Genomic DNA, 20,092 nt, shown 5'->3' on the forward strand with positions numbered 1-20,092 from the left:
CCGGAGACCCCGGAGACACACCGAATCACCCGACACAGAGGAGAATCCATGCCCGCCACCGCAATCTCGACCACCGACGCACCAGCTCCCGCCCACTTCTTCAGCCAGGGAGTGCGCCGCGGCAACCTGCTCCAGGTTTCCGGTCAGGGCCCTATGGACCCGGTGACCAATCAGTACATCGCCGAGGGGGACGTGAAGGCGCAGACCCTGCGCACCCTGCAGAACGTCAAGGCGATCATCGAGGCCGGCGGTGCGTCGATCGCGGACGTCCTGATGTTCCGCGTCTATCTCACCACCCGCGACGATTTCGCCGCGATGAATGAGGTGTACGGCGCCTTCATCGCGGAGAACGTCCCCGAGGGATCGGCGCTGCCGTGCCGCACGACTGTCTTCGTCGACCTGCCGCACGAAGTGATGCTGGTCGAGATCGACGCCCTGGCCGCACTCGACTGAGAGTCCGCTCACAGCGCCAACCGGTCTCTATTGATACATGCGCATGTTTGGATGTAATCTTTCGCCCGGACCGGAAGGGGGCGTGACATGGGCGCGGACGGGCACTCACACGCTGGGCACGATCACGGAGTCTCGGCAGATGCGGATAAGCGCTGGCTGAGCCTGGCGCTGGCACTGATCGTCGCCTTCATGGCGATCGAGGTGACGATCGGCATCATCGCCAGCTCGCTGGCGCTGATCAGCGATGCGGCGCACATGCTCACCGACGCCGCGGCCATCGTGCTGGCGCTGTTCGCGATCAAGATCGCGGCCAAACCAGCCAAGGGCGGATACACCTACGGGTTGAAGCGGGCGGAGATCCTGTCCGCGCAGGCCAACGGCATCACGCTGCTCCTTCTCGCCGCGTTCTTCGTGTACGAAGGCATCTCCCGCCTGATCTCGCCCCCGGACGTCGATGGAAAGCTGGTGTTCTTCACCGCCCTCGCCGGATGCGTGGTGAACATCGCTGCCACCTGGTGCATCCGACGCGCGAACCGGCAGAGCCTCAATGTCGAAGGTGCGTACCAGCACATCCTCAACGACCTCTACGCGTTCATCGCGACCGCGATCGCCGGCGCCATCATCTGGGCGACGGGTTGGGGTCAGGCCGATGCGATCGCGGCACTGGTCGTTGCCGGACTGATGCTGAAGGCGGGCTGGGGCCTGGTGAAGGCATCGGGCCGCATTTTCCTCGAGGCTGCGCCCGAGGGCGTAGACCCCGCGGAGGTCGGCGCCGATATCGCCTCGGTCCCATCCGTCGAGGAGGTGCACGACCTGCACATCTGGGAGATCACCTCTGGCCAGGCGGCCATGTCGGCGCACATCCTCGTGACACCGGGCGCCGACTGTCACGCCGTCCGGGCGACGGTGGCGCAGCGCCTGCACGACGATTACGACATCGAGCACGCCACCCTGCAGGTCGACCACGTCGGCGAAGCGGACCACTGCGACGAGCCGCATGGCGAGACATATCGCTCGGAGGAGCCCGGGTCAGCGACGGGCGGCGCCCCTGCAACGGCGCAGGTTCCGATCATCCGGCCCACCTCGAGCGCCACTGACGATCACGCACCGAACAACGGCGGCACCACGTAGCACGGCACCGTCCGTGGGTGTGCTGGATCGAGGGCGTTGAGAACGAAGTAGGCGGCGCGACGGGAGCCCGCGATCGCGAGGTGATCGGAGAAGTCCTGGGCGCACGTGTCCTGCACGACGATGTTCGTGACCGCCCTTCCCGCGAGCTGGCCGCTGGTGTACGGCAACACCAGCTCGTCGTACCGGGTGGAGATGTTGGTGTACTCGACGCCGGTGGCGTACGGACTGCCGCCGGCCCAGATCTTCTCCAGGAAGCGGGATCCCGGCAGCATGTCGCCGATGGATTCGAAGACCGGAAAGTACGGGTCGGGCAGGTTCAGACCGCGCGCGAACATTGACACGGCGCGGCCGATATCGGCCCCGGTGCCGCGCCACAGCGGGGCGAGGGAGACGTACCTGCCCACCTTGTCTGCGCCACCGAGGTATTTCACGTAGTACGAGGGCATGAGTGTGCCTTGCGAATGCCCGATCAGATCGACCTTGCGCGCGCCAGTGGATCCGAGAACGCGTTCCACCACCGCCTTGAGTTGCTCGGCGCTGTCTGCGAGCGGGCGCGTGCCGCCGATCTGATTCACCGGCCACGGCGCACCCGGCAGAGCGCCGTAGGTGAAGCTGAAGACGCAATAGCCGTTGTTCTTGAGCAGCGGCGCATAGGCGCCCCAATTGGTCTGCGAACCGCCGCCCGTCCCGTGCACCAGGACGACGGGGTTGGGGTGCCGCGCAGTTGGTTTGCAGGCGTAGTCATTGGTTCCGGGAAGCGAACCGTTGGGGTTTGTCAGCTCCGACGGTATGCCGCCGAAGAAGTTGAAGTTCTCCGGTAGCGGCGGTGCCGCCTGCGCCGGGACCGCAATGATCACCAACACGAGCGCGAAGACGGCACCGACGGCGCGGCGGACGAGGGTGCGAGGGCTCATGCCATCGCACGGTAACCGACGTTGCGATTTCGCAAACCCGTTTTGTAGAACTTGTTCTATAAGACGATGAAGTGCTCACACATCGAAGACTGCGGCATCGCGACCTACGACGGCGCGAAGGCGGTATGCCGGGCGTCTGCGGCCCCCGGAGCCCCGCTACCGGCGACGGGCGCCACCATTCGCACCGAAAGGATCGTGGCCGCTGCGATCAGCGCGCTGACCACCGGGACGGCCACAGGACCGGAGTTGTCCAGCGCCAGGCCTCCGAGCGCACCGCCCACGGCAACGCCCAAGAACTGCGCGGAGAAGTGCAGGCCGATCGCCTGGGAGCGCTGTGCCGGCGCATGTCCGGCGATACGCGTCTGCTGCGAGATCCCACCCGACCACCACGCACCGCCCAACGCGAACAGCAGCGGGAAGAGAACGATCGCGGCGAGCGGGTGAACCTCGATCGCCGTGAGCCACGCCAGAATCCCGAGCAGAACGGTCATCGTCGACAACACGACGATCAGAACCCGCTTGATCGGAACCGACTGCAGGACCCGCCCGATGGTGCGTCCCGCCAGGAACCCGCCAGCACCGAACACGATCATGAGGGCCGCGACGCCGTGGCTTCCCATTCCTGCGGCGGCCCCCACATGGCTATGTCAACTGGGAGTGGCCCCACTGGGACGGTTTGATTTGGCCCCGGGCGTAGTCTGGTTCGCGGTGGGGCGGGTTGTGTCGAGTCCTGGTTGACTGGGGGGCATGGTCGAGGATCTGTCTGCTGTGGCCCGCGAGTATGTGGAGGGGCTGAGCCCGCAGGAGAGACGGGTTGTGCTTGATGCGGTGGTGAACGCGCGGTTCGCTGCAGAGGTCGATGCTCTGACGCGGGTGCGGCAGCCGACGCTGCTACCTGTGCCTGACCGGGTGGTCGGGTTTCGTGTCCGGTTGGATCTGCATGGCGCGAAGCCTCCTGTGTGGCGGCGGCTGGAGTTGCCCGGCGATCTGACACTTTCTGCTGTGCACGAGGTGATCCAGGCGGCGATGGGCTGGTACGACTGTCACCTGCACAAGTTCAGGACAGGCAGCGATCATCGTTCTCCGGCCTTCCTGACGGCATTCGATGTCAGCGAGGGCGAGGAAGGGGTGCTGGAGCAGGATGTCCGGCTCGATCAGGTCATCGCGGGCGTGGGTGACGAGCTGTGGTACGAGTACGACTTTGGCGATGGCTGGGAGCACAAGCTCAAGGTTGAGCAGGTCCTCGACACCTGTCCGTCTGCGTCGCTGTGTGTGGCGGGGAAGAACGCGTGCCCGCCTGAGGACTGCGGTGGTCTGGGCGGGTTCCATGAAGTAGCACTGTGGGTTCGCAAGGGTAGGGACGCGGCGCACCTTCCTGACAGTTTCGGCAGCGCGGAGGAGGCGAACGACTGGCTCCCTGGGGGCTGGGACCCGGATGTCTTCGACGTCGATGACGCCAATGCCGCCATCACGCTCGCTCTTTTCGATCCTGCTTCGGTTCTGGCTCCAGGCCACGGTGAACTGGGGCAGATCGCCCATCGGCTGACGATGCAGGGCAGCTCGTTGTTGCAGGGGGTGCTCGCGCGGCCGCAGTCGCACGGCCAGGCCAGTGTGTCCGCCGCGGAAGCTGAACGGCTCACCGAGCCTTACCGTCTGCTGCTCGAAGAAGTCGGTGAGGGGGTCAAGCTCACCGCCGCGGGTTACCTCCCGCCTGTTGTGGTCGAGCGGTTCGCGCAGCGCAGTGGCATCGCGAACTGGTGGATGGGAAAGGCGAACCGGGAGGATCTCACGCCTCCGGTGGCGACGGTGCGTGAAGCGGCGCAGGCGGTGGGGCTACTCAGTGTCCGCAAGGGCAGGATCAGCCCAACCCGGGCTGCTCGTCGCATCGGCGGTGACCCCACAGCGTTGTGGGAACACATCGTGGGACGGCTTCCTTGCGGTACCAAGGATTTCGATCGTGAGGCCGGATGGCTCCTGCTTGCCGTGGTCGGGAGCGGAACACCGGTGGAGAACTGGCGAAAAGAGGTCAGTGACCTGCTCTACGCAGCAGGATGGAGAACCGGCGGCGCCAACCGCTACCCGATGATGCTGCCCGTGACGAGCCCGACCTACACGATCCTCGAGAGCATGACCGATACGCACCGCGATAGATGGCACGTGCGCGGAACAGACGACGGTATCGCTGCTACCGCCCGCGCAGTGCTCAACCAGCGATAACACCGCTGGTCAGTGCTGGCACCCGGTTACTGGTGGTGGGTGGCTGCGATCATCTCTGCCAACGTCAGCGGCAGATCCGCAGGCGTGTATAGCAGGGCTGTGCGAGGTTCGATTCCCATCAACTTGGCCACCCGCTCAATTTCGGCGTTGAGGATCTGATCGATCACCTCGTCGGTGACCGCAATCCCCCGTCGCCGGGCAGCGGCTTGCGTCTGCTCCGCCAGCAGCGCGAACCGCTCGGTGCCTCGCGTTATCGCCATACCCGCCACCGTATCGAGTGCCGTTGAAGTCAGCGAGTCATGCCCGTCTGTCAGAACTCTGCCGCCCCCTCGGTGTGTGCGAGTCGGTAGCTGTGGGTGCCGGTTTCGATGATGGTGCCGCGGTAGGTCAACCGGTCGACGATGGCGGCGCAGAGCCGGGGGTCGGTGAAGGTGTCGGTCCAGCCGGAGAAGGATTGGTTGGAGGCGATCGCGACGCTGTTCTTCTCCTCGCGTTCGGTGAGGACTTGGAAGAGCAGTTCGGCGCCGCGGCGGTCGAGTTCCATGTAGCCGAGCTCGTCAATGATGAGCAGGTCAACGCGGCCGTAGCGGTTGATGGTCTTGGCGAGCTGCTTGTCGTCAGCGGCTTCGACCAGCTCGTTCACCAGTTTCGTGGCGAGGGTGTAGCGGACTCTAAAGCCCTGCTCAGCGGCGGCGGTTCCCAATCCGATCAGCAGGTGGGATTTGCCGGTTCCGGAGTCGCCGATCAGGCAGAGCGGCAGGCCGTGGCGGATCCAGTCGCCGGTGGCGAGCTGGTGGATGGTGGCGGCCTCGATGTCGGGGTTGGCGTCGAAGTCGAAGTCCGCCAACCACTTATCCCTCGGGAACCCGGCGGCTTTCACGCGGCGAACAGTCGAGCGCCGGTCGCGGTCATCGACCTCCGCCAGGAGGAGTTCGGCGAGGAACCCCTGATACGAGAGCTGTTGCTTGGCCGCGGCGGCGAGGTGCTGGTCGATCATCGACCGCACCGTCGGTAGCCGCAGGCGTCGGCAGGCTTGGTCAACGGCAGCGATCGCGGCTTCTTCGGTGAGACCTCCGCGGCGCCGCAGTGATGGCGCCAGCGTGGTGGCCTGGGACTTCGAGGTGGTGGTGCTCATGGGTGCCTTTCCGGAGTCGGTGGTGGTGGAGCGTCTGAGGCGGTGCGCCGACGGAGGAGCCGGTCGTAGGCGGCGACCGTCGGTAGTGGCCGTCGGTCAGGTGGGAGGCCGGCGATCACCGCGGCCGGGTCTGCGAGGCGTCGTTGGGTGAGGCTGACAACTCGTTGCTCACGCCGATCAGCGTGGCGAACGCGATGACGACCCGAGCTGGCCCCACCCGTCATGTCGCTAGTGGTCAGCAGTGCTGCGTCTGCGCGGCGGGCCTCCACCGCGACCACCTCGACGGTCACCGCCCCGACCCGCAATGCAGCGTCGATGCCGGCAGTCACCGCGTCCGCGGGCAGGCTGCGGTGCAAGAGCAGCACGTCGATCAGCTCGCTGGTGCCGTCGACGTCACCGTTCACTCTTCGGGCTGCGGCCCAGAACGCGTCGTGGCTGGCGGTGAACACCCCCGCTGCGCGGGCTTGAGCCAACGCTGTTGATCCCGGCAGGGCGCCGGGTTTGAACTTGAGAACCTCGAGGTAGTGGTCGAGGTCGACCTTCGCGATACCGCGGCCGGCGACGCGCTGGTGCCGCGCGACTAGGGCGCGGCCGTCGTAGACCAGCAGCTGAGAGGCCTGCAGGGAGACGCGGACTCGGCGGCCGATCAGATGCGCCGGCACCGAGTAGCGGACCATCCGAACGGTGATCATCGCCGAGCGGTCCACCCGCGGTGTGAGGACCAGACCAGGGTCGAAATCCTCCACCGGCAACGGAGCCAGCGCAGCCCGGTCGTGCTGGTAGTCCTGGCCGACGGTCCGCAGTCGGCCGTCGATACGCCGGCCCTCATCGCGCGCTTCCCAAGTTTTGATCTGCTCGTTGAGCTCATCAAGGGACTCCACCTGCGGCATCGGGGTCAAACGGTTGCGGCGAAACCAACCGACCTCGCCCTCAACGCCACCCTTCTCATGCGCCCCGGCGATACCAGGCTGGCAGTAGAACGGATCGAACCCGTAGTGCGAGTGAAACAACGTCCAGCGCGGGTTCTCCTGCCGGCGCCGGTCCCCGCCCTGCAGCACCGCGACCACCGCCGAGGTCAGGTTGTCGTAGCGGATGTGCCGGGTCGGGACCCCACCGAGCTCGCGGAACGCCTCCACGTGTCCTTCGAGGAACGCTTCCTGCCCGCCGATCGGATAGACCCGGTGAATGGCCTTGCCCGAATGCGAGAGCCGGTAGACGAACATGTGGCACTTGGTCTTGACCCCGTTCAGGATCACCCAAACCTCGCCGAAGTCGACCTCCGCCTCCGCACCCGGCGCGTGATCCTGAGCGATGAACACCTCCGTGCGCCGTCCGGCCTCCACCTCGATCTGCGCCCGCCGAACCCGCACGTAGTCCCGCACCGTCGAATACGACAACTCGACCGCGCCGTGCTCGATCGCCAAACGTTCCCGGATCCGCGTCGCCGTATGCCGCTGCTTCCGAGGAGCCTGAAGATCCGACCGCAGCATCGCATCGATCGCCGCCTTGAACGGATCCAACCGCGGCGATGACCGCTCCGGCGTCTTCCGCGGCGGCGGCTCCGCCGACGACAACGCCTGCCGCACCGTCCGACGATGCACACCATGTTTCCGGGCTAACGCCCGGATACTCATGCCCTCGACCCGGGCATCCCGCCGAATCTGCGCGAACAGCTCCACCTTCGATCCCATCATCGACCACCACCTGCTTCAGCTCGGAAACGATGTTCACGAGCAACCATCAGATGGGGCCAGATCAAACCGCCGCAACACCACCGGCGAGTCGCAAACGGGTCCAAGTCAAGCCGTCGAACCGGGGCCTACCCAAGCTGTCACAACCACCCACAATGGGCGCGAGGTATGTGTACGTGCAATACGCGGCCAAGAACAGTCCGAACGTAGTGACGAGACCCCACCTGATCGGGGCACTCCGCAGGAGATTGAGCCGCCCGGTCGAAGCTGCCGGGACCGGCACCGTCGGCAACCAGAGGAACACCCCGACTGCCGACACCACGGCCAATCCAGCAACGAACAAGAAGGCGCCACGCCAGCCAACGAGCGCGCCGATCACCGTTCCGATCGGGGCGCCGACGGTGAGCGCCAGAGCGTTCCCGCTCGCGGTGACCGCGATGGCTCGCGGCAGGTCCTCCGGTTTGCTCAGGGCGGCGGCCGCGCTGGCCGCCGGAGCGGCGAAGAGCGCCGCGGTCACCGCAGCCGCCACGCGGGCGACGGTGAGCACGGCGAAATTGCTCGCGACTGCCGCGAGAACGTTCGACAAGGCGAAGCCGATCGCCGCTCCTACAAGCAGCGTCTTCGGCGGAACACGATGGAAGAGCGCGATCAGCGGCGGCCCCGCGAGTGCGTACACCAGGGCGAACACGGTCACGAGCTGACCACACAGCGCCACCGAGGCATGAACGTCGGCGGCGACTTCAGGCAGGATTCCGGCAATCACATAGCCCTCGGTGCCGACGGTGAAGGTACCGAAGGCGAGGAGATAGATTCTAGGGTTCATGAGCTAACGGTATGACAGTCGTTGAACCATTGAAATAGAAAGAATTGTGATGCCGACCACGCTACGTCGTCGAACGGAGGGGGTTCAAACGTTTTTGAACTATCGTCCGAGTGCTAGGTTAGTACGTGTGAGAGATCCGTTCCACGCAGAACTCAGCGAGGTGTCGCTCGCCCAGGTCATGAACGGCCTGAGCGACCCCCTCCGGCTCCGAATCGTCACACTGCTCGGCGATCAGGGCGAGATGGAGTGCTGGCGGATTTACGAGACTCTAGGCATCAGCAAGTCGAACGCCTCGCACCACTTCCGCGTGCTGCGCGAGTGCGGCCTGATTCGACGAACCCACAACGGGCAGCAACAGAGCGCTTCACTGCGACGAGCAGAATTCGACGACCGATTCCCCGGCCTGCTCGACAGTGTGCTCAAGGTGAGCAGAGCCGAACAGGGCGAAATCGCTCTCGCTACCCGCTCGGACCGGGACGCCTGACTCGTCGAGACCGGGCCGCCGAGCTGCACCAAGCCTGACCGCCGGTCGTCTTAGCTCGGCGATCGCCCGCGTCGCGGCACGGCCGCCTCGTGAGCGAATCTCATTGCCATGCCATTCGGACTGAGCTCACCCACGAATACAACGATGTACACGCTGGAGATTGCCTGGCCGGGCCGTCGCCTCCGACCGAAGCTGGACCGCGACGGAGTGCCCTGCTCTGAGGCCCGACATGAAAGTGCCCCCGACCTGGGGCCGGGGGCACTCTCGTGGAGCCGCCGGGAATTGAACCCGGGTCCTCCGTCATTTCTACGGGGCTTCTCCGTGCGCAGTCCGCTGTGTCTCTACTCGGATCTCCCAGTCTCACGGACGAGCAAGGATGACGATCCCAGTCGCTGTTTGATGTCCCTCACGATGCCGCGACCGCACCGTGAGGTGAATCCCTCTAGCTGATGCCAGGAACCGGGCCGAGGGCGAACCCGGGCTGACAGACTCGCTTTGCTACTTAGGCAGCAAGAGCGAAGTCGCGCTGATTGGAATCGGCGCTTATAGGGTTGCTGCGACGCTTACGGTGGTCTCCAGCCTGCACCGGCACGCTTCCCCCGCGTCAACAAACGAAGTCGAAACCGATCGGCCCCTCATCGTCCGCCTCAGCGGAAGCCCATCCCTTGCGGGGTGGAGACTCCAGAGTACCCCACCCGACCCGCGACGCGTCCACCGGTTTTCCCGCCGGCGAACAGGAGACGCTCAGGTCAGGCGCACTCGCATGCTGGTCGACGAGGCGGTCATGTTGGCGAGCACGGTGAGTAGCACCGCTCCGGCTCGACGCGCCCACGACTTGATCTTGATCTTGTTCTCGACGCTCATCGGACACCTCCACCCGAGTCACAGGAGTCACATGAGTAACTCTGTCCTCTAGTGAACGCCCCACCGGTCGCCGAGGCAACGCGCCACGCCCAAGCGCGACCGCTGAATATTTATCCGCGCATCCCCTTGACGCGACGGCCCAACTCACGCACCAATTCGCGCTCCGCGGTGCGGCGGGCGATGTCCTGCCGCTTGTCGTAATCCTGCTTGCCCTTGGCGAGCGCCAACTCGACCTTCACTCGGCCGTCGCTGAAGTACATCGACAGCGGCACCAACGTCTGATTCCCCTCGCGCACCTTGCCGGTCAGCGAGTCGATCTCGCGGCGATGCATGAGCAGCTTCCGGGTGCGTCTCGGCGTGTGATTGGTCCACGAGCCGTTCCCGTACTCCGGGATGTGCAGGCCCCGAAGCCACACCTCGCCGTCGTCGATCGTGGCGTACGCGTCGACCAGCGACGCCTTACCCTCACGCAGGGCCTTCACCTCGGTACCCACCAGCACCACGCCCGCCTCGAAGGTGTCGAGGATGGCGTAGTTGTGGCGCGCCTTGCGGTTGCTCGCGATCACCGAGCGCCCCTTCTCCTTCGCCATCTCGTGTTCCCTTTCGATCTCATACGGACGATGCCCGTGGCGGACAACCAACCCATTCTACGGGCGGCCGCCGACGGCGGGAAAGCGAGTTTCGCTCCGGGCTACTCGCGCACGTAGAAGCGCAGCGTCAGGTACGCCGTGAGCCCGGCGCCCAGCGCACCCGTGAGGATCAGCCACGGGGACACCAGCCACACATCGGTGGTGGTGATCCTCGCCAGGATGTTGACGCCGTAGAACTCACGCAACGCCCGGTCGAAGAAGAAGGTCTTGCCGGCGAACAGCCCGCCGATGGCGAGTACCGCACCGATCACGGCGGCGAACATCGCTTCCAGCAGGAACGGGAGCTGAGTGTACCAACGGCTGGCGCCGACCAGGCGCATGATCGACACCTCCGTCCGCCGGGTGTACGCGGCCACCTGCACCATGTTGGCGATCAGCAGGACCGCGGCCACAGCTTGGATCAGCGCGATGAAGAAGGCGGCATTGCGGGCGCCGTTGAGCACGGAGAAGACCCGTTCGACCAGCTTGCGCTGGTCTTGCACATCGGTCACGCCCGGCTGCGCCTTGGCGGTGTCGATCACCGCGGAGAACTTGGAATCATCGTCGACCCGCACCTTGAACGACGCCGGGAGCACACCGGGACGCACCAATTCCGCCAGGTCGGGCTGCTCCGCGAAGGTCTTCGTCTTCGCGGTGTTCACAGCCTGCGCCTGCGAGATGTAGTCCACGGAATCGACGCCAGGCTGCTGCTTGAGGGTGGTCTCGATCGCCTGGCACACGGCCTTCTGGCAGTCGGGGTCGTCGGCGGCGACCTTGTCGTCGACGAACACCTGGATCTCCACGCGCTGGAGGAAGATGTCCTGGCTCTTATCGGCCATCCGGACCACCAGTAGGCCGCCGCCGAACATGCCCAGCGAGATGGCGGTGGTGAGGATCATGGCGATGGTCATGCTCACGTTCCGGCGCAGGCCGGTAGCGACCTCGCTGGTGATGAAGCTGGCACGCACGGCAATCAGTCCTTCGGATTCGTCTGAAATCAGCGGGCGGTCAGCGGCCGAGGCCGTACACGCCGGTGGCGTCGTCACGCACGATGTCGCCCAGGCGGAACTCGATCACGCGGCGCCGCATCGAGTCCACGATGTGGCGGTCGTGGGTGGCCATCACCACGGTGGTACCCGACCGGTTGATGCGGTCGAGCACGTCCACGATCTCTGCGGAGGTATCCGGGTCGAGGTTGCCGGTGGGCTCGTCGGCGAGCAGCAGCAAGGGCCGGTTGGCGATCGCGCGGGCGATGGCCACGCGCTGCTTCTCGCCACCCGACAACTCGTTCGGCATGCGATTGGCTTTGCCGCCCAAGCCCACGTAGTCCAGCACCTGCGGCACCGTCCGGTCGATCACGTTGCTCGGCTTGCCGATCACCTCCAGGGCGAAGGCCACGTTCTCGGCCACCGTCTTCTGCTGCAGCAGACGGAAGTCCTGGAACACGCAGCCGAGCGACTGCCGCAGCTGCGGCACCTTACGGCCCGACAGCTTGTTGACGTGGAAGTCGCCCACGTACACGTCGCCGGCGGTGGGCTTGTCCTCCTTGAGGAGCAGCCGGAAGAACGTCGATTTGCCCGATCCCGAGGGACCGATCAGAAAGGCGAACTCCCCCTTGCCGATACTCAGCGACAGGTCGTTCAGCGCCGGCCGGGCCGACGCCTTGTATTTCATCGTGACGTTCTGGAGCGTGATCACGGTCGCCCAGTGTACTGACGACGGGCCCTAACTCGGTGCAACCGTTGTTGTCGGTGCGCCGCCGGGCGTCGTGGTCTCGGGCCCGGGCCCGGGGAACGGCGGCGGTGTGGCCGGGTTCGGGGCGCTGGTCACCGTCGTGGTGCCCGACGGTGCCGTGCCGCTCACCGTCGACTCACCCGAGCGCGGAGCGGCACTGCCGGAGACCGATGGCCCGGACGAGGGTGAACCGGACGGCCGGGACGACGAGGCGGGCGTGCTGACGGGGCGACTGTAGGTCGTGGTCTCGGAGAACCACGGTGGCGGCGTCGGCTCCGTGGATGTGGAGGCCGGCGGTTGACCGGTCCGGCGTTCTTCCGCCGGCACGAACTGGGTGCGCAGATCCTGATACCACCACATCAGCACCACGAACAGCACCACCAGGATGGCCGTGCTGGTGCGAATACGAGTGCCGCGGATGTACTTCGGCAGCCGGTCCCACAGGGGCGGCGAAAGCGGTTTCTGGTCGGTCATGTGGCCGCCTTCTCCCCGCCCTGCGGTGTCTCGGTGCGTGGATCGACGGTGTCGGTCAGCGGCTCGACGGAGATGCCCGCGGTGGCCAGGCTGCGCACGATCCGCTCGCGCAGATTCCGGCCCACCTCGAACTGCTTGCCGGGCAGCGTCCGCGCGACCATGCGCATGTTCACCTGGTCGAGGTCGATCGACTCGACGCCCATCACGCTGGGCTCATCGAGAAGCAGGGTGGACATGTAGGGATCCTGGAAGGCGCGCTCCCCCACGGTGTGCAGCAGCGCGTTCACCTTGCCGAGATCGACAGTGGTGGGCAGCGGGATGTCGACCACGGCACGCGCCCAGTCCTTGGACAGGTTGGTGGCCTTGACCACCTGTCCGTTCGGGACGGTGATCACCTCGCCGTCGGTGTTGCGCAGCTTGGTGACGCGCAAGGTCACGTCCTCGACGGTGCCCTCCGCCGTCGAACCGCCGGTGAGCGCGAGGTTCACCACGTCGCCGAACCCGTACTGCCGCTCGGTGATCAGGAAGAACCCGGCGAGCAGATCCTGCACCACGCGCTGCGCGCCGAAGCCCAGCGCGGCGCCGATCACCGTGGCGGGGGCGACCAGCGCGGTGATCGGCACGCCGAGCGCCACGATGATCTGATACCCCGCGAGCAGATAGATCGCGGCGATCGCCACCCAGCTGATCACCTGGATCACGGCGTGCTGATGCTTCGCCGATTCGGAACGGACCAGTGAGTCGCTGTTCTTGAACTCGGCGTCGATCCGCATGGTGACACGCGCGGAAGCCCAGTTCACGAAGCGGTTCGCCAGGACGGCCGCGATCGACCACAGGGCTATCGGGAGAACCCGCTCGAACATCAGCAACCGCCACCCCGTCGAATCGGGGAACGTGATCGCGAGTTCGAGCGTCTCAGTCGTCATCGCCACGCATTCGCCATCGGATACCGGCCTCGATGAAGCCGTCCAGGTCGCCGTCGAGCACAGCCGACGGATTGTTGACCTCGTAGTTCGTCCGCAGATCCTTGACCATCTGGTACGGGTGCAGCACGTAGGAGCGCATCTGGTTGCCCCACGATGCGCCCTCGGTCGTCTTGAGCGCGTCCATCTGGGCCCGCTCCTCCTGGCGCTTACGTTCGAGCAGCTTGGCCTGCAACACCTTCATGGCGGCGACCTTGTTCTGCAGCTGGCTCTTCTCGTTCTGACAGGTGACCACGATGCCGGTGGGGATGTGCGTGAGGCGGACCGCGGAGTCGGTGGTGTTGACCGACTGGCCGCCCGGACCCGAGCTTCGGTACACGTCGACGCGCACCTCGTTCTCGTCGACATCGATGTGGTCGGTGGTCTCCACGACGGGCAGCACCTCGACCTCGGCGAACGAGGTCTGCCGTCGCCCCTGGTTGTCGAACGGGCTGATCCGCACCAGGCGGTGGGTGCCCATCTCCACGGAGAGCGTGCCGTAGGCGTAGTCGGTCTTGATCGCGAAGGTCGCGGACTTCAGACCCGCCTCCTCCGCGTAACTGGTGTCGTAGACCTCCACGCCGTAGCCGTGCTTCTCGGCCCACCGGATGTACATCCGCATGAGCATCTCGGCCCAGTCCGCGGCATCGACGCCGCCGGCGCCCGCACGGATATTGACCAGTGCGTCGCGGGCGTCGTACTCACCCGAGAGCATGGTCTTGACCTCCATGGCCTCGATCTCCCCGCGCAGCTTGGCACGGTCGGCATCGGCGTCTTCGAGCGCGGCGGCGAGGTCGTCGCCCTCCTCCGCCTCGGCCAGTTCGTACAGCACGGGCAGGTCGTCGAGCCGCTGCCGCAGATCGGTGACCCGGCGCAGCTCGGACTGCGCGTGCGAAAGCTGGCTGGTGACCTGCTGGGCGTTGGCCTGGTCGTTCCACAGTTCCGGATCGGAGGCCTTGTGCTCGAGTTCGTCGACGCGGCGGCGCAGCTCGTCGAGGTCGATCACCTTCTCCACCGTCTGCAGGGTGGTTTCGAGGCTCTCGATGTCAGCGATCACGTCAGGTTGCACAGTTATCCAGGATACTGCTCGGGCGGGCCATACGAGTCCGGCGGCGGCGTAAGACTACCGAGTTGCCACGAGCTATCGACCTTGCCCACCTTGTAGTAGACGGGCCACTGGTCGCCCACCTCGGGCCAGCGCTGAGCGAAATCGACCACCAATTGGCGGTAGACCGCGGTGGGCGCCGTACTCGGCCCGGCGATGCTGCCGGACACGGTGACGAACGCCTGCCCCTTCTGATCGGCCTCGACCGGACGCGGACTGACCCCACTGAGGGTGAGCACACCGTCCTCGAGGCCCGGCCCGGCCGGCGCGGTACCGGCGGCGGACTTCTTCGAGCGCTGCCAACCGATGACCAGCGCGGCGACCACCACGGCCAGGAACGCGATCCAGATGAACTCCATGATGTCCAGATTACCGACGGTGCGCACCGCTGTGGGGCGCGCGACGAACCGGGGCCATCGACTCGATTACCGTGCACCTATGCCGAGTGCACCGTCGAACCCGAATCCCGACCTTCAGCTGGCCCTCGCCCTCGCGGACGCCGCCGACGCACTGACCATGGCGCGCTTCGGAGCGCTCGACCTGAAGGTGGACGCCAAGCCCGACCTGACGCCGGTCTCCGATGCCGACCTCGCCACCGAGACGCTGATCCGGGAGCGGCTCGCGGCGGACCGACCCGGTGATGCGGTGCTCGGCGAGGAATTCGGCGGCGAAGCCGTGTTCGCCGGGCGGCAGTGGGTGCTGGACCCGATCGACGGCACCAAGAACTTCGTCCGCGCGGTCCCGGTGTGGTCCACCCTGATCGCTTTGCTGGAGGACGGGGTGCCGACGGTCGGCGTCGTCTCCGCACCGGCGTTGCGCCGGCGATGGTTCGCCTCGGCCGGGGCCGGCGCCTTCGCGCAGTTCGACGGTGGCACGCCGGTCCCGATCTCCGTCTCGGGCGTGCTGCGGATCGCCGACGCATCGATCTCGTTCTCCGATCTGTCCTATTTCGCCGATCGGGCGGCGCGCGACCGCTTCCTCGCGCTGGCCGACGATGCCTGGCGACTGCGGGGGTACGGCGATTTCTGGAGCTACTGCCTGGTCGCTGAGGGCGCGGTCGACGTCGCTGTCGAGCCCGAGGTCTCACTGTGGGACCTGGCCGCCGTGGAGATCGTGGTCCGGGAGGCGGGCGGCCTGTTCACCGGTACCGACGGCACTCCGGGACCGCACGCCGGATCCGCCGTGGCGGCCAACCCCGCGTTGCATCCGCAAGTGCTCGCCCGCCTGCGCGACTGACACACCGACACCTGTTTCGTCCCACCTCTTGGCAGTTATCTTACCGCGGAGTAAGGTCGTACCTGACTCAAGAGTAAGTTGGCGGCCGACGGGCTGGGAACAGCTCCCCGCAGCGAGGCCGCCACGACGACAAGATGGTGGAGATGAGCACGTCAACCGAACCCCGGGACACCAGCGCCATCGGGAAGAACCCGATCCGACGGAACCCGACAGGCCAGCTGATCCGCGCCCTGATGGCCGTGGTCCAGACCCCGTTCGTACAGAACCGTGGCCTGCACGATCTCGTGAACCGCTTCGCCTATGAGGGCACCAAGACCGGTTTCAAGGCACTCGGCGCCGCCAATCGCACCTTCCAGGCGGTCACCAGCACGGGCAAGCCCAAGCGCCTGAATTCGACGTCGAAGTCCAACTACGACCTGACCCCGGACGACGAGCAGAAGATGATCGTGGACACGGTCAAGGACTTCGCCGCCGAGATCGTCCGGCCCGCGGCCTTCGACGCGGACGCCGCGACCGCCGCACCGGACTCGCTCCTCGAGCGGGCCACCGAGCTGGGCATCACGCTGATCAACGTGCCGGAGGAGCTCGACGGTGCCGGTTCCGACCGCGGCGCCGTGACCAACGCACTCGTCGCATCGGCGCTGTCGTACGGCGACATGGGCCTCGCGCTACCGATCCTCGCACCCAGTGGTGTGGCGGTCACGCTGGCGCAGTTCGGCTCCGACGGCCAGCAGCAGACCTACCTCAAGGAGTACGCGGGCGAGAAGGTGCCCCAGTCCTCCGTGGTGATCGCCGAGCCCGGCGCACTGTTCGATCCGTTCGCGCTGTCCACCAAGGCCACCCGCACCGCGGGCGGGTACGTGCTGACCGGCGTCAAGTCCATGGTCCCCCAGGCTGCGAGCGCCGAGTTGTTCGTCGTCGGCGCCGAGCTGGACGGTAAGCCCGCGCTGTTCATCGTGGAGTCGGGCACGAACGGCGTCATCATCGAGGGCGATCCGAGCATGGGCCTGCGCGCCGCGTCGCTCGGCCGCCTGAACCTCAACAACGTCAAGGTCCCGTCGAGCGCTCTGTTGGGCGAGGTCGACCTCGACACCGCCACCCAGAACTACACCGACGTGGTGCGCCTGGCCCGCCTCGGCTGGTCGGCGCTGGCGCTCGGCACCTCGCGTGCGGTGCTCGACTACGTGACCCCGTACGTCAAGGAGCGCGAGGCCTTCGGTGAGCCGATCGCGCACCGTCAGGCCGTCGCCTTCGCGGTAGCCGATATGGCGACCGAGATCGACGGGCTGGAGCTGTTGGTGTGGCGCGGCGCCTCGCGCGCCGAGCAGGGCCTGTCCTTCGGCCGCGAGGCCGCGCTGGCGCGGAAGTTCGCGACGGACAAGGGCATGCGCATCGGCCTCGACGGCGTGCAGCTGCTCGGCGGCCACGGCTTCACCAAGGAGCATCCGGTGGAGCGCTGGTACCGCGACCTGCGCGGCGTGGGCATCGCCGAGGGCGTCGTCGTCCTCTAGGCCTCTTCGACTTCTGACACTGAAAGAACCACCATGGCAATCAATCTGGAACTTCCCAAGAAGCTCAAGGCGTCGGCCGAGATGTCGCACCAGGCCGCCGCGGAGATCTTCCGACCCATCTCACGCAAGTACGACCTCGCCGAGCACGAGTACCCCAAGGAGCTCGACACGGTCGCCGCGCTCTACGACGGACTGGCCGATGCGGGCCAGGCCCCGTCGGCGGCGAGCGGCGATCGGCAGAAGGACGAGGAGGCCCCCAAAGCCAAGCCGGCCGATGTGACCGCCGGTAGCCGCAACGGCGGCACCATGGAATCGATCATCAATGCGATCGAGATGTGCTGGGGCGATGCGGGTCTGATGCTCGCCTTCCCGTATCAAGGATTGGGCAACGCCGCGATCGCTGCGGTCGCCACCGATGAGCAGCTCGAGCGCTTCGGCAAGGTGTGGGCGTCGATGGCGATCACCGAGCCCTCCTTCGGTTCCGACTCGGCCGCCGTCTCCGCCACCGCGACCCGCGACGGAGACGAATGGGTCCTCAACGGCACCAAGATCTTCGTGACCTCGGGTTCGCGCGCCGACCACATCGTGGTGTGGGCGACCGTGGACAAGAGTGCCGGCCGCGCCGCGATCAAGTCCTTCGTGGTTCCCCGCGAGCACCCCGGTGTGACCGTGGCCCGACTCGAGCACAAACTGGGCATCAAGGCCTCCGACACCGCGGAGATCCGGTTCGAGGACTGCCGTATCCCGTTCGAGAACATCCTGGGCAGCCCCGAGGTGAACGTCGAGAAGGGCTTCGCCGGGGTCATGCAGACCTTCGACAACACGCGTCCGCTGGTGGCCGCCATGGCGATCGGTGTGGCCCGGGCCTCGCTTGAGGAACTGCGCACCGTGCTCGAGGATGCGGGCATCGCGATCGACTACGACGCACCCGTGAACACGCTGCCGCACGCCGCGGCCGAGTTCATCCGCCTCGAGTCCGACTGGGAGGCCGCGTACCAGCTCACGCTCAAGTCGGGCTGGATGGCCGACAACAAGATCCCGAACTCGATGAACGCCTCGATGGCGAAGGCCAAGGCCGGCCGCGTCGGTTCCGATGTCACCCTCAAGGCCGTGGAACTCGCGGGCGCCCTGGGCTACTCGGAGCGGACTCTGCTGGAGAAGTGGGCCCGCGACTCGAAGATCCTCGACATCTTCGAGGGCACTCAGCAGATCCAGCAGCTGATCATCGCCCGCCGGCACCTGGACCTGAACAGCTCGCAGCTGAAGTAGACCGGGGTAGAGGACCTACGGGGCGTCGCCGTCTGGCGGCGCCCCGTTCGTCGTCTGTAGCGTTACCCTGTGCGCATCCGGAGGTCTGCCCTGTGACGGTGATCTGGTGGGCCCGGCGGGATCTTCGCCTGGGCGACAATCCCGCGCTGTGCGCGGCTGCGGCGGCGGGGCCGGTTCTGCCGCTGGTGGTGCTCGATCCCGCTCTGCTGCACGACGGTGCGCGTCCGCGCGAGGCCTGGTACGCGGCGAACGTGCTCGCCCTCGACGATCAGCTGGGCGGCGAGCTGTGCCTCCGGTCAGGGTCCCCCGTGGAGGAGGTGCTCGCCGTCGCGCTCGAGACGGGAGCGACCGCGGTACACGTGAGCCGTGAGACCACCCCGTTCGGGAGCCGTCGTGATGCGTCGATCCGGGACCGCTTGGCGGAGCACGGGATCGATTGGGTCGAGACCGGATCACCGTACGCCGTCACTCCGGGGCGCATCGTCAAATCGGACGGCACGCCGTACCGGGTGTTCGGCGCTTTCCAGCGGGCATGGCGTGAACACCGGTGGCCCGCACCCGCACAACTCCCCGACCGGGTGCACTGGGCGAGGCCACCTGCCGGCGGCGCGGCGGAGCGTCGTTCATTAGCGGCGATGGTGGAGGCCTCCCCGGTGCCACTGCCGCCGGCGGGCGAGAGCGCGGCGCTCGACCGGTGGCACCGCTTCCGCACCGACGAACTGGCGCGCTACGCGCAGGATCGGGACCGGCCGGATCACGACGCCTCGTCGCGATTGTCGCCGTACCTCAAGGTGGGTGCCGTACATCCGCGCACCCTGCTCACCGGACTCGGGTCGAGCGACGGCGCCGCGAAGTACGCCTCCGAGTTGTGCTGGCGCGACTTCTACGCCGATGTGCTCTACCACCATCCGGACTCGCTCCGCACCGATCTGACCAAGGCCCTCGCCGGCCTGGAATACACGCCGCCGGGCGCCGACTTCACGGCGTGGCAGCGCGGCGCGACCGGATACCCACTGGTGGACGCGGGCATGCGACAGCTCCGCACCGAGGGCTGGATGCACAACCGGGTACGGATGGTGGTGGCGAGCTTCCTCAGCAAGGACCTCCACGTCTGGTGGCCACACGGCGCCGCACACTTCCTGGACCTGCTGCTCGACGGAGATCCCGCGTCCAACGCGCACGGCTGGCAGTGGGTGGCGGGTACCGGCACCGACGCCGCACCGTACTTCCGCGTGTTCAACCCCACCACGCAAGCGGAGAAGTTCGATCCACGCGGCGACTACGTGCGCCGGTACGTCCCCGAATTGCGGCATCTCGACGGTGCGGCGGCGCTCGCGCCGTGGAAGCACACCGACGGCTACGCGCACGGGTATCCGGCCCCGATCGTCGACCACGCCGAGGAGCGCGCGGTGACGCTGGCGCGGTACGGCACAGTCCGGGGCAAGTGAGTGCCGTCGGCG

21 protein-coding genes and 1 other RNA gene are annotated in these 20,092 nt (G+C 66.7%); 8 read left to right on the top strand and 14 right to left on the bottom strand.

Annotated features, from left to right (window positions below):
• Positions 1-48 precede the first annotated feature (48 nt).
• Entirely contained in the window at positions 49-453 is a 405-nt protein-coding gene (locus tag TPAU_RS15065) for a RidA family protein (protein ID WP_013127617.1), read from the top strand.
• A gap of 87 nt (positions 454-540) precedes the next feature.
• The gene (locus tag TPAU_RS15070; RefSeq protein ID WP_013127618.1) at positions 541-1,584 is read left to right on the top strand and encodes a cation diffusion facilitator family transporter; all 1,044 of its coding nucleotides are present in this window, start codon (positions 541-543) and stop codon (positions 1,582-1,584) included.
• Here the strand turns inward: TPAU_RS15070 and TPAU_RS15075 are convergent.
• Complete coding sequence (locus tag TPAU_RS15075; protein WP_013127619.1) at positions 1,554-2,498, bottom strand: lipase family alpha/beta hydrolase; 945 nt, start codon at positions 2,496-2,498, stop codon at positions 1,554-1,556. The two genes, TPAU_RS15070 and TPAU_RS15075, sit on opposite strands and share 31 nt — an antisense overlap.
• Before the next feature lie 104 nt (positions 2,499-2,602).
• Positions 2,603-3,136: an MFS transporter gene (locus TPAU_RS15080; protein WP_147291099.1), complete on the bottom strand. Its 534-nt coding sequence runs from the start codon at positions 3,134-3,136 to the stop codon at positions 2,603-2,605.
• Between the two features lie 109 nt (positions 3,137-3,245).
• On the opposite strand from TPAU_RS15080, the gene TPAU_RS15085 reads away from it, so the two are divergent.
• Complete coding sequence (locus tag TPAU_RS15085; protein WP_041944212.1) at positions 3,246-4,715, top strand: plasmid pRiA4b ORF-3 family protein; 1,470 nt, start codon at positions 3,246-3,248, stop codon at positions 4,713-4,715.
• A gap of 26 nt (positions 4,716-4,741) precedes the next feature.
• Here the strand turns inward: TPAU_RS15085 and TPAU_RS15090 are convergent, their stop codons facing one another.
• From TPAU_RS15090 to TPAU_RS15105, 4 genes are all read right to left on the bottom strand, one after another.
• Positions 4,742-4,975 carry a hypothetical protein gene (locus TPAU_RS15090; RefSeq protein WP_013124932.1) on the bottom strand — a complete coding sequence of 78 codons (234 nt, stop codon included), beginning with the start codon at positions 4,973-4,975 and terminating at the stop codon, positions 4,742-4,744.
• A gap of 50 nt (positions 4,976-5,025) precedes the next feature.
• The gene (istB, locus tag TPAU_RS15095; protein WP_013124931.1) at positions 5,026-5,850 is read right to left on the bottom strand and encodes an IS21-like element helper ATPase IstB; all 825 of its coding nucleotides are present in this window, start codon (positions 5,848-5,850) and stop codon (positions 5,026-5,028) included.
• Positions 5,847-7,541, bottom strand: coding sequence for an IS21 family transposase (istA, locus tag TPAU_RS15100; RefSeq protein WP_041944211.1), 1,695 nt, complete (start codon positions 7,539-7,541; stop codon positions 5,847-5,849). Before istA ends, istB begins: the two co-directional genes overlap by 4 nt.
• Positions 7,542-7,605: 64 nt before the next feature.
• Complete coding sequence (locus tag TPAU_RS15105) at positions 7,606-8,364, bottom strand: MFS transporter (RefSeq protein WP_049825862.1); 759 nt, start codon at positions 8,362-8,364, stop codon at positions 7,606-7,608.
• 127 nt (positions 8,365-8,491) lie between these two features.
• On the opposite strand from TPAU_RS15105, the gene TPAU_RS15110 reads away from it, so the two are divergent.
• Positions 8,492-8,848, top strand: a complete 357-nt coding sequence (locus tag TPAU_RS15110; RefSeq protein ID WP_013127620.1) for an ArsR/SmtB family transcription factor — start codon at positions 8,492-8,494, stop codon at positions 8,846-8,848.
• Positions 8,849-9,112: 264 nt separating this feature from the next.
• On the opposite strand, the gene ssrA is transcribed toward TPAU_RS15110, so the two are convergent.
• From ssrA to TPAU_RS15145, 8 genes are all read right to left on the bottom strand, one after another.
• Positions 9,113-9,483: a transfer-messenger RNA gene (gene ssrA, locus TPAU_RS22445) on the bottom strand.
• A gap of 339 nt (positions 9,484-9,822) precedes the next feature.
• On the bottom strand, positions 9,823-10,302 hold the full coding sequence (smpB, locus tag TPAU_RS15115) for an SsrA-binding protein SmpB (RefSeq protein WP_013127622.1): 480 nt from the start codon (positions 10,300-10,302) through the stop codon (positions 9,823-9,825).
• Positions 10,303-10,403: 101 nt separating this feature from the next.
• Entirely contained in the window at positions 10,404-11,309 is a 906-nt protein-coding gene (gene ftsX / locus TPAU_RS15120; protein ID WP_013127623.1) for a permease-like cell division protein FtsX, read from the bottom strand.
• A 40-nt stretch (positions 11,310-11,349) separates the two neighbouring features.
• Entirely contained in the window at positions 11,350-12,039 is a 690-nt protein-coding gene (gene ftsE, locus TPAU_RS15125) for a cell division ATP-binding protein FtsE (RefSeq protein WP_013127624.1), read from the bottom strand.
• Between the two features lie 27 nt (positions 12,040-12,066).
• Positions 12,067-12,549: an Rv3103c transmembrane domain-containing protein gene (locus tag TPAU_RS22960; protein ID WP_147291100.1), complete on the bottom strand. Its 483-nt coding sequence runs from the start codon at positions 12,547-12,549 to the stop codon at positions 12,067-12,069.
• A complete protein-coding gene (locus tag TPAU_RS15135) occupies positions 12,546-13,475 on the bottom strand; it encodes a mechanosensitive ion channel family protein (RefSeq protein WP_013127626.1) in 930 nt (309 codons plus the stop codon). Before TPAU_RS15135 ends, TPAU_RS22960 begins: the two co-directional genes overlap by 4 nt.
• Entirely contained in the window at positions 13,465-14,580 is a 1,116-nt protein-coding gene (gene prfB / locus TPAU_RS15140) for a peptide chain release factor 2 (protein WP_013127627.1), read from the bottom strand. The genes TPAU_RS15135 and prfB overlap by 11 nt, the downstream gene beginning before the upstream one ends.
• A 2-nt stretch (positions 14,581-14,582) precedes the next feature.
• Positions 14,583-14,975 carry a hypothetical protein gene (locus TPAU_RS15145; RefSeq protein WP_013127628.1) on the bottom strand — a complete coding sequence of 131 codons (393 nt, stop codon included), beginning with the start codon at positions 14,973-14,975 and terminating at the stop codon, positions 14,583-14,585.
• A gap of 79 nt (positions 14,976-15,054) precedes the next feature.
• Between TPAU_RS15145 and hisN the strand changes: the two genes are divergently transcribed.
• From hisN to TPAU_RS15165, 4 genes are all read left to right on the top strand, one after another.
• Positions 15,055-15,852 (top strand): histidinol-phosphatase, encoded by a 798-nt coding sequence (hisN, locus tag TPAU_RS15150; RefSeq protein ID WP_013127629.1) that lies wholly within the window; start codon positions 15,055-15,057, stop codon positions 15,850-15,852.
• A 134-nt stretch (positions 15,853-15,986) separates the two neighbouring features.
• Positions 15,987-17,363 carry an acyl-CoA dehydrogenase family protein gene (locus TPAU_RS15155; RefSeq protein ID WP_013127630.1) on the top strand — a complete coding sequence of 459 codons (1,377 nt, stop codon included), beginning with the start codon at positions 15,987-15,989 and terminating at the stop codon, positions 17,361-17,363.
• Between the two features lie 33 nt (positions 17,364-17,396).
• On the top strand, positions 17,397-18,632 hold the full coding sequence (locus TPAU_RS15160) for an acyl-CoA dehydrogenase family protein (RefSeq protein WP_013127631.1): 1,236 nt from the start codon (positions 17,397-17,399) through the stop codon (positions 18,630-18,632).
• Positions 18,633-18,724: 92 nt separating this feature from the next.
• The gene (locus TPAU_RS15165; RefSeq protein WP_013127632.1) at positions 18,725-20,080 is read left to right on the top strand and encodes a cryptochrome/photolyase family protein; all 1,356 of its coding nucleotides are present in this window, start codon (positions 18,725-18,727) and stop codon (positions 20,078-20,080) included.
• Positions 20,081-20,092 lie beyond the last annotated feature (12 nt).

Origin of the sequence: Tsukamurella paurometabola DSM 20162 (assembly GCF_000092225.1) — a bacterium.
GTDB lineage: Bacteria > Actinomycetota > Actinomycetes > Mycobacteriales > Mycobacteriaceae > Tsukamurella > Tsukamurella paurometabola.

Coding starts and splice junctions, on each gene's coding strand:
- TPAU_RS15065 (WP_013127617.1), top strand. CDS start 49: ATGCCCGCCACCGCAATCTCGACCACCGACGCACCAGCTCCCGCCCAC.
- TPAU_RS15070 (WP_013127618.1), top strand. CDS start 541: ATGGGCGCGGACGGGCACTCACACGCTGGGCACGATCACGGAGTCTCG.
- TPAU_RS15075 (WP_013127619.1), bottom strand. CDS start 2,498: ATGAGCCCTCGCACCCTCGTCCGCCGCGCCGTCGGTGCCGTCTTCGCG.
- TPAU_RS15085 (WP_041944212.1), top strand. CDS start 3,246: ATGGTCGAGGATCTGTCTGCTGTGGCCCGCGAGTATGTGGAGGGGCTG.
- TPAU_RS15090 (WP_013124932.1), bottom strand. CDS start 4,975: ATGGCGATAACGCGAGGCACCGAGCGGTTCGCGCTGCTGGCGGAGCAG.
- istB (WP_013124931.1), bottom strand. CDS start 5,850: ATGAGCACCACCACCTCGAAGTCCCAGGCCACCACGCTGGCGCCATCA.
- istA (WP_041944211.1), bottom strand. CDS start 7,541: ATGGGATCGAAGGTGGAGCTGTTCGCGCAGATTCGGCGGGATGCCCGG.
- TPAU_RS15105 (WP_049825862.1), bottom strand. CDS start 8,364: ATGAACCCTAGAATCTATCTCCTCGCCTTCGGTACCTTCACCGTCGGC.
- smpB (WP_013127622.1), bottom strand. CDS start 10,302: ATGGCGAAGGAGAAGGGGCGCTCGGTGATCGCGAGCAACCGCAAGGCG.
- TPAU_RS22960 (WP_147291100.1), bottom strand. CDS start 12,549: ATGACCGACCAGAAACCGCTTTCGCCGCCCCTGTGGGACCGGCTGCCG.
- TPAU_RS15135 (WP_013127626.1), bottom strand. CDS start 13,475: ATGACGACTGAGACGCTCGAACTCGCGATCACGTTCCCCGATTCGACG.
- TPAU_RS15145 (WP_013127628.1), bottom strand. CDS start 14,975: ATGGAGTTCATCTGGATCGCGTTCCTGGCCGTGGTGGTCGCCGCGCTG.
- hisN (WP_013127629.1), top strand. CDS start 15,055: ATGCCGAGTGCACCGTCGAACCCGAATCCCGACCTTCAGCTGGCCCTC.
- TPAU_RS15155 (WP_013127630.1), top strand. CDS start 15,987: ATGGTGGAGATGAGCACGTCAACCGAACCCCGGGACACCAGCGCCATC.
- TPAU_RS15160 (WP_013127631.1), top strand. CDS start 17,397: ATGGCAATCAATCTGGAACTTCCCAAGAAGCTCAAGGCGTCGGCCGAG.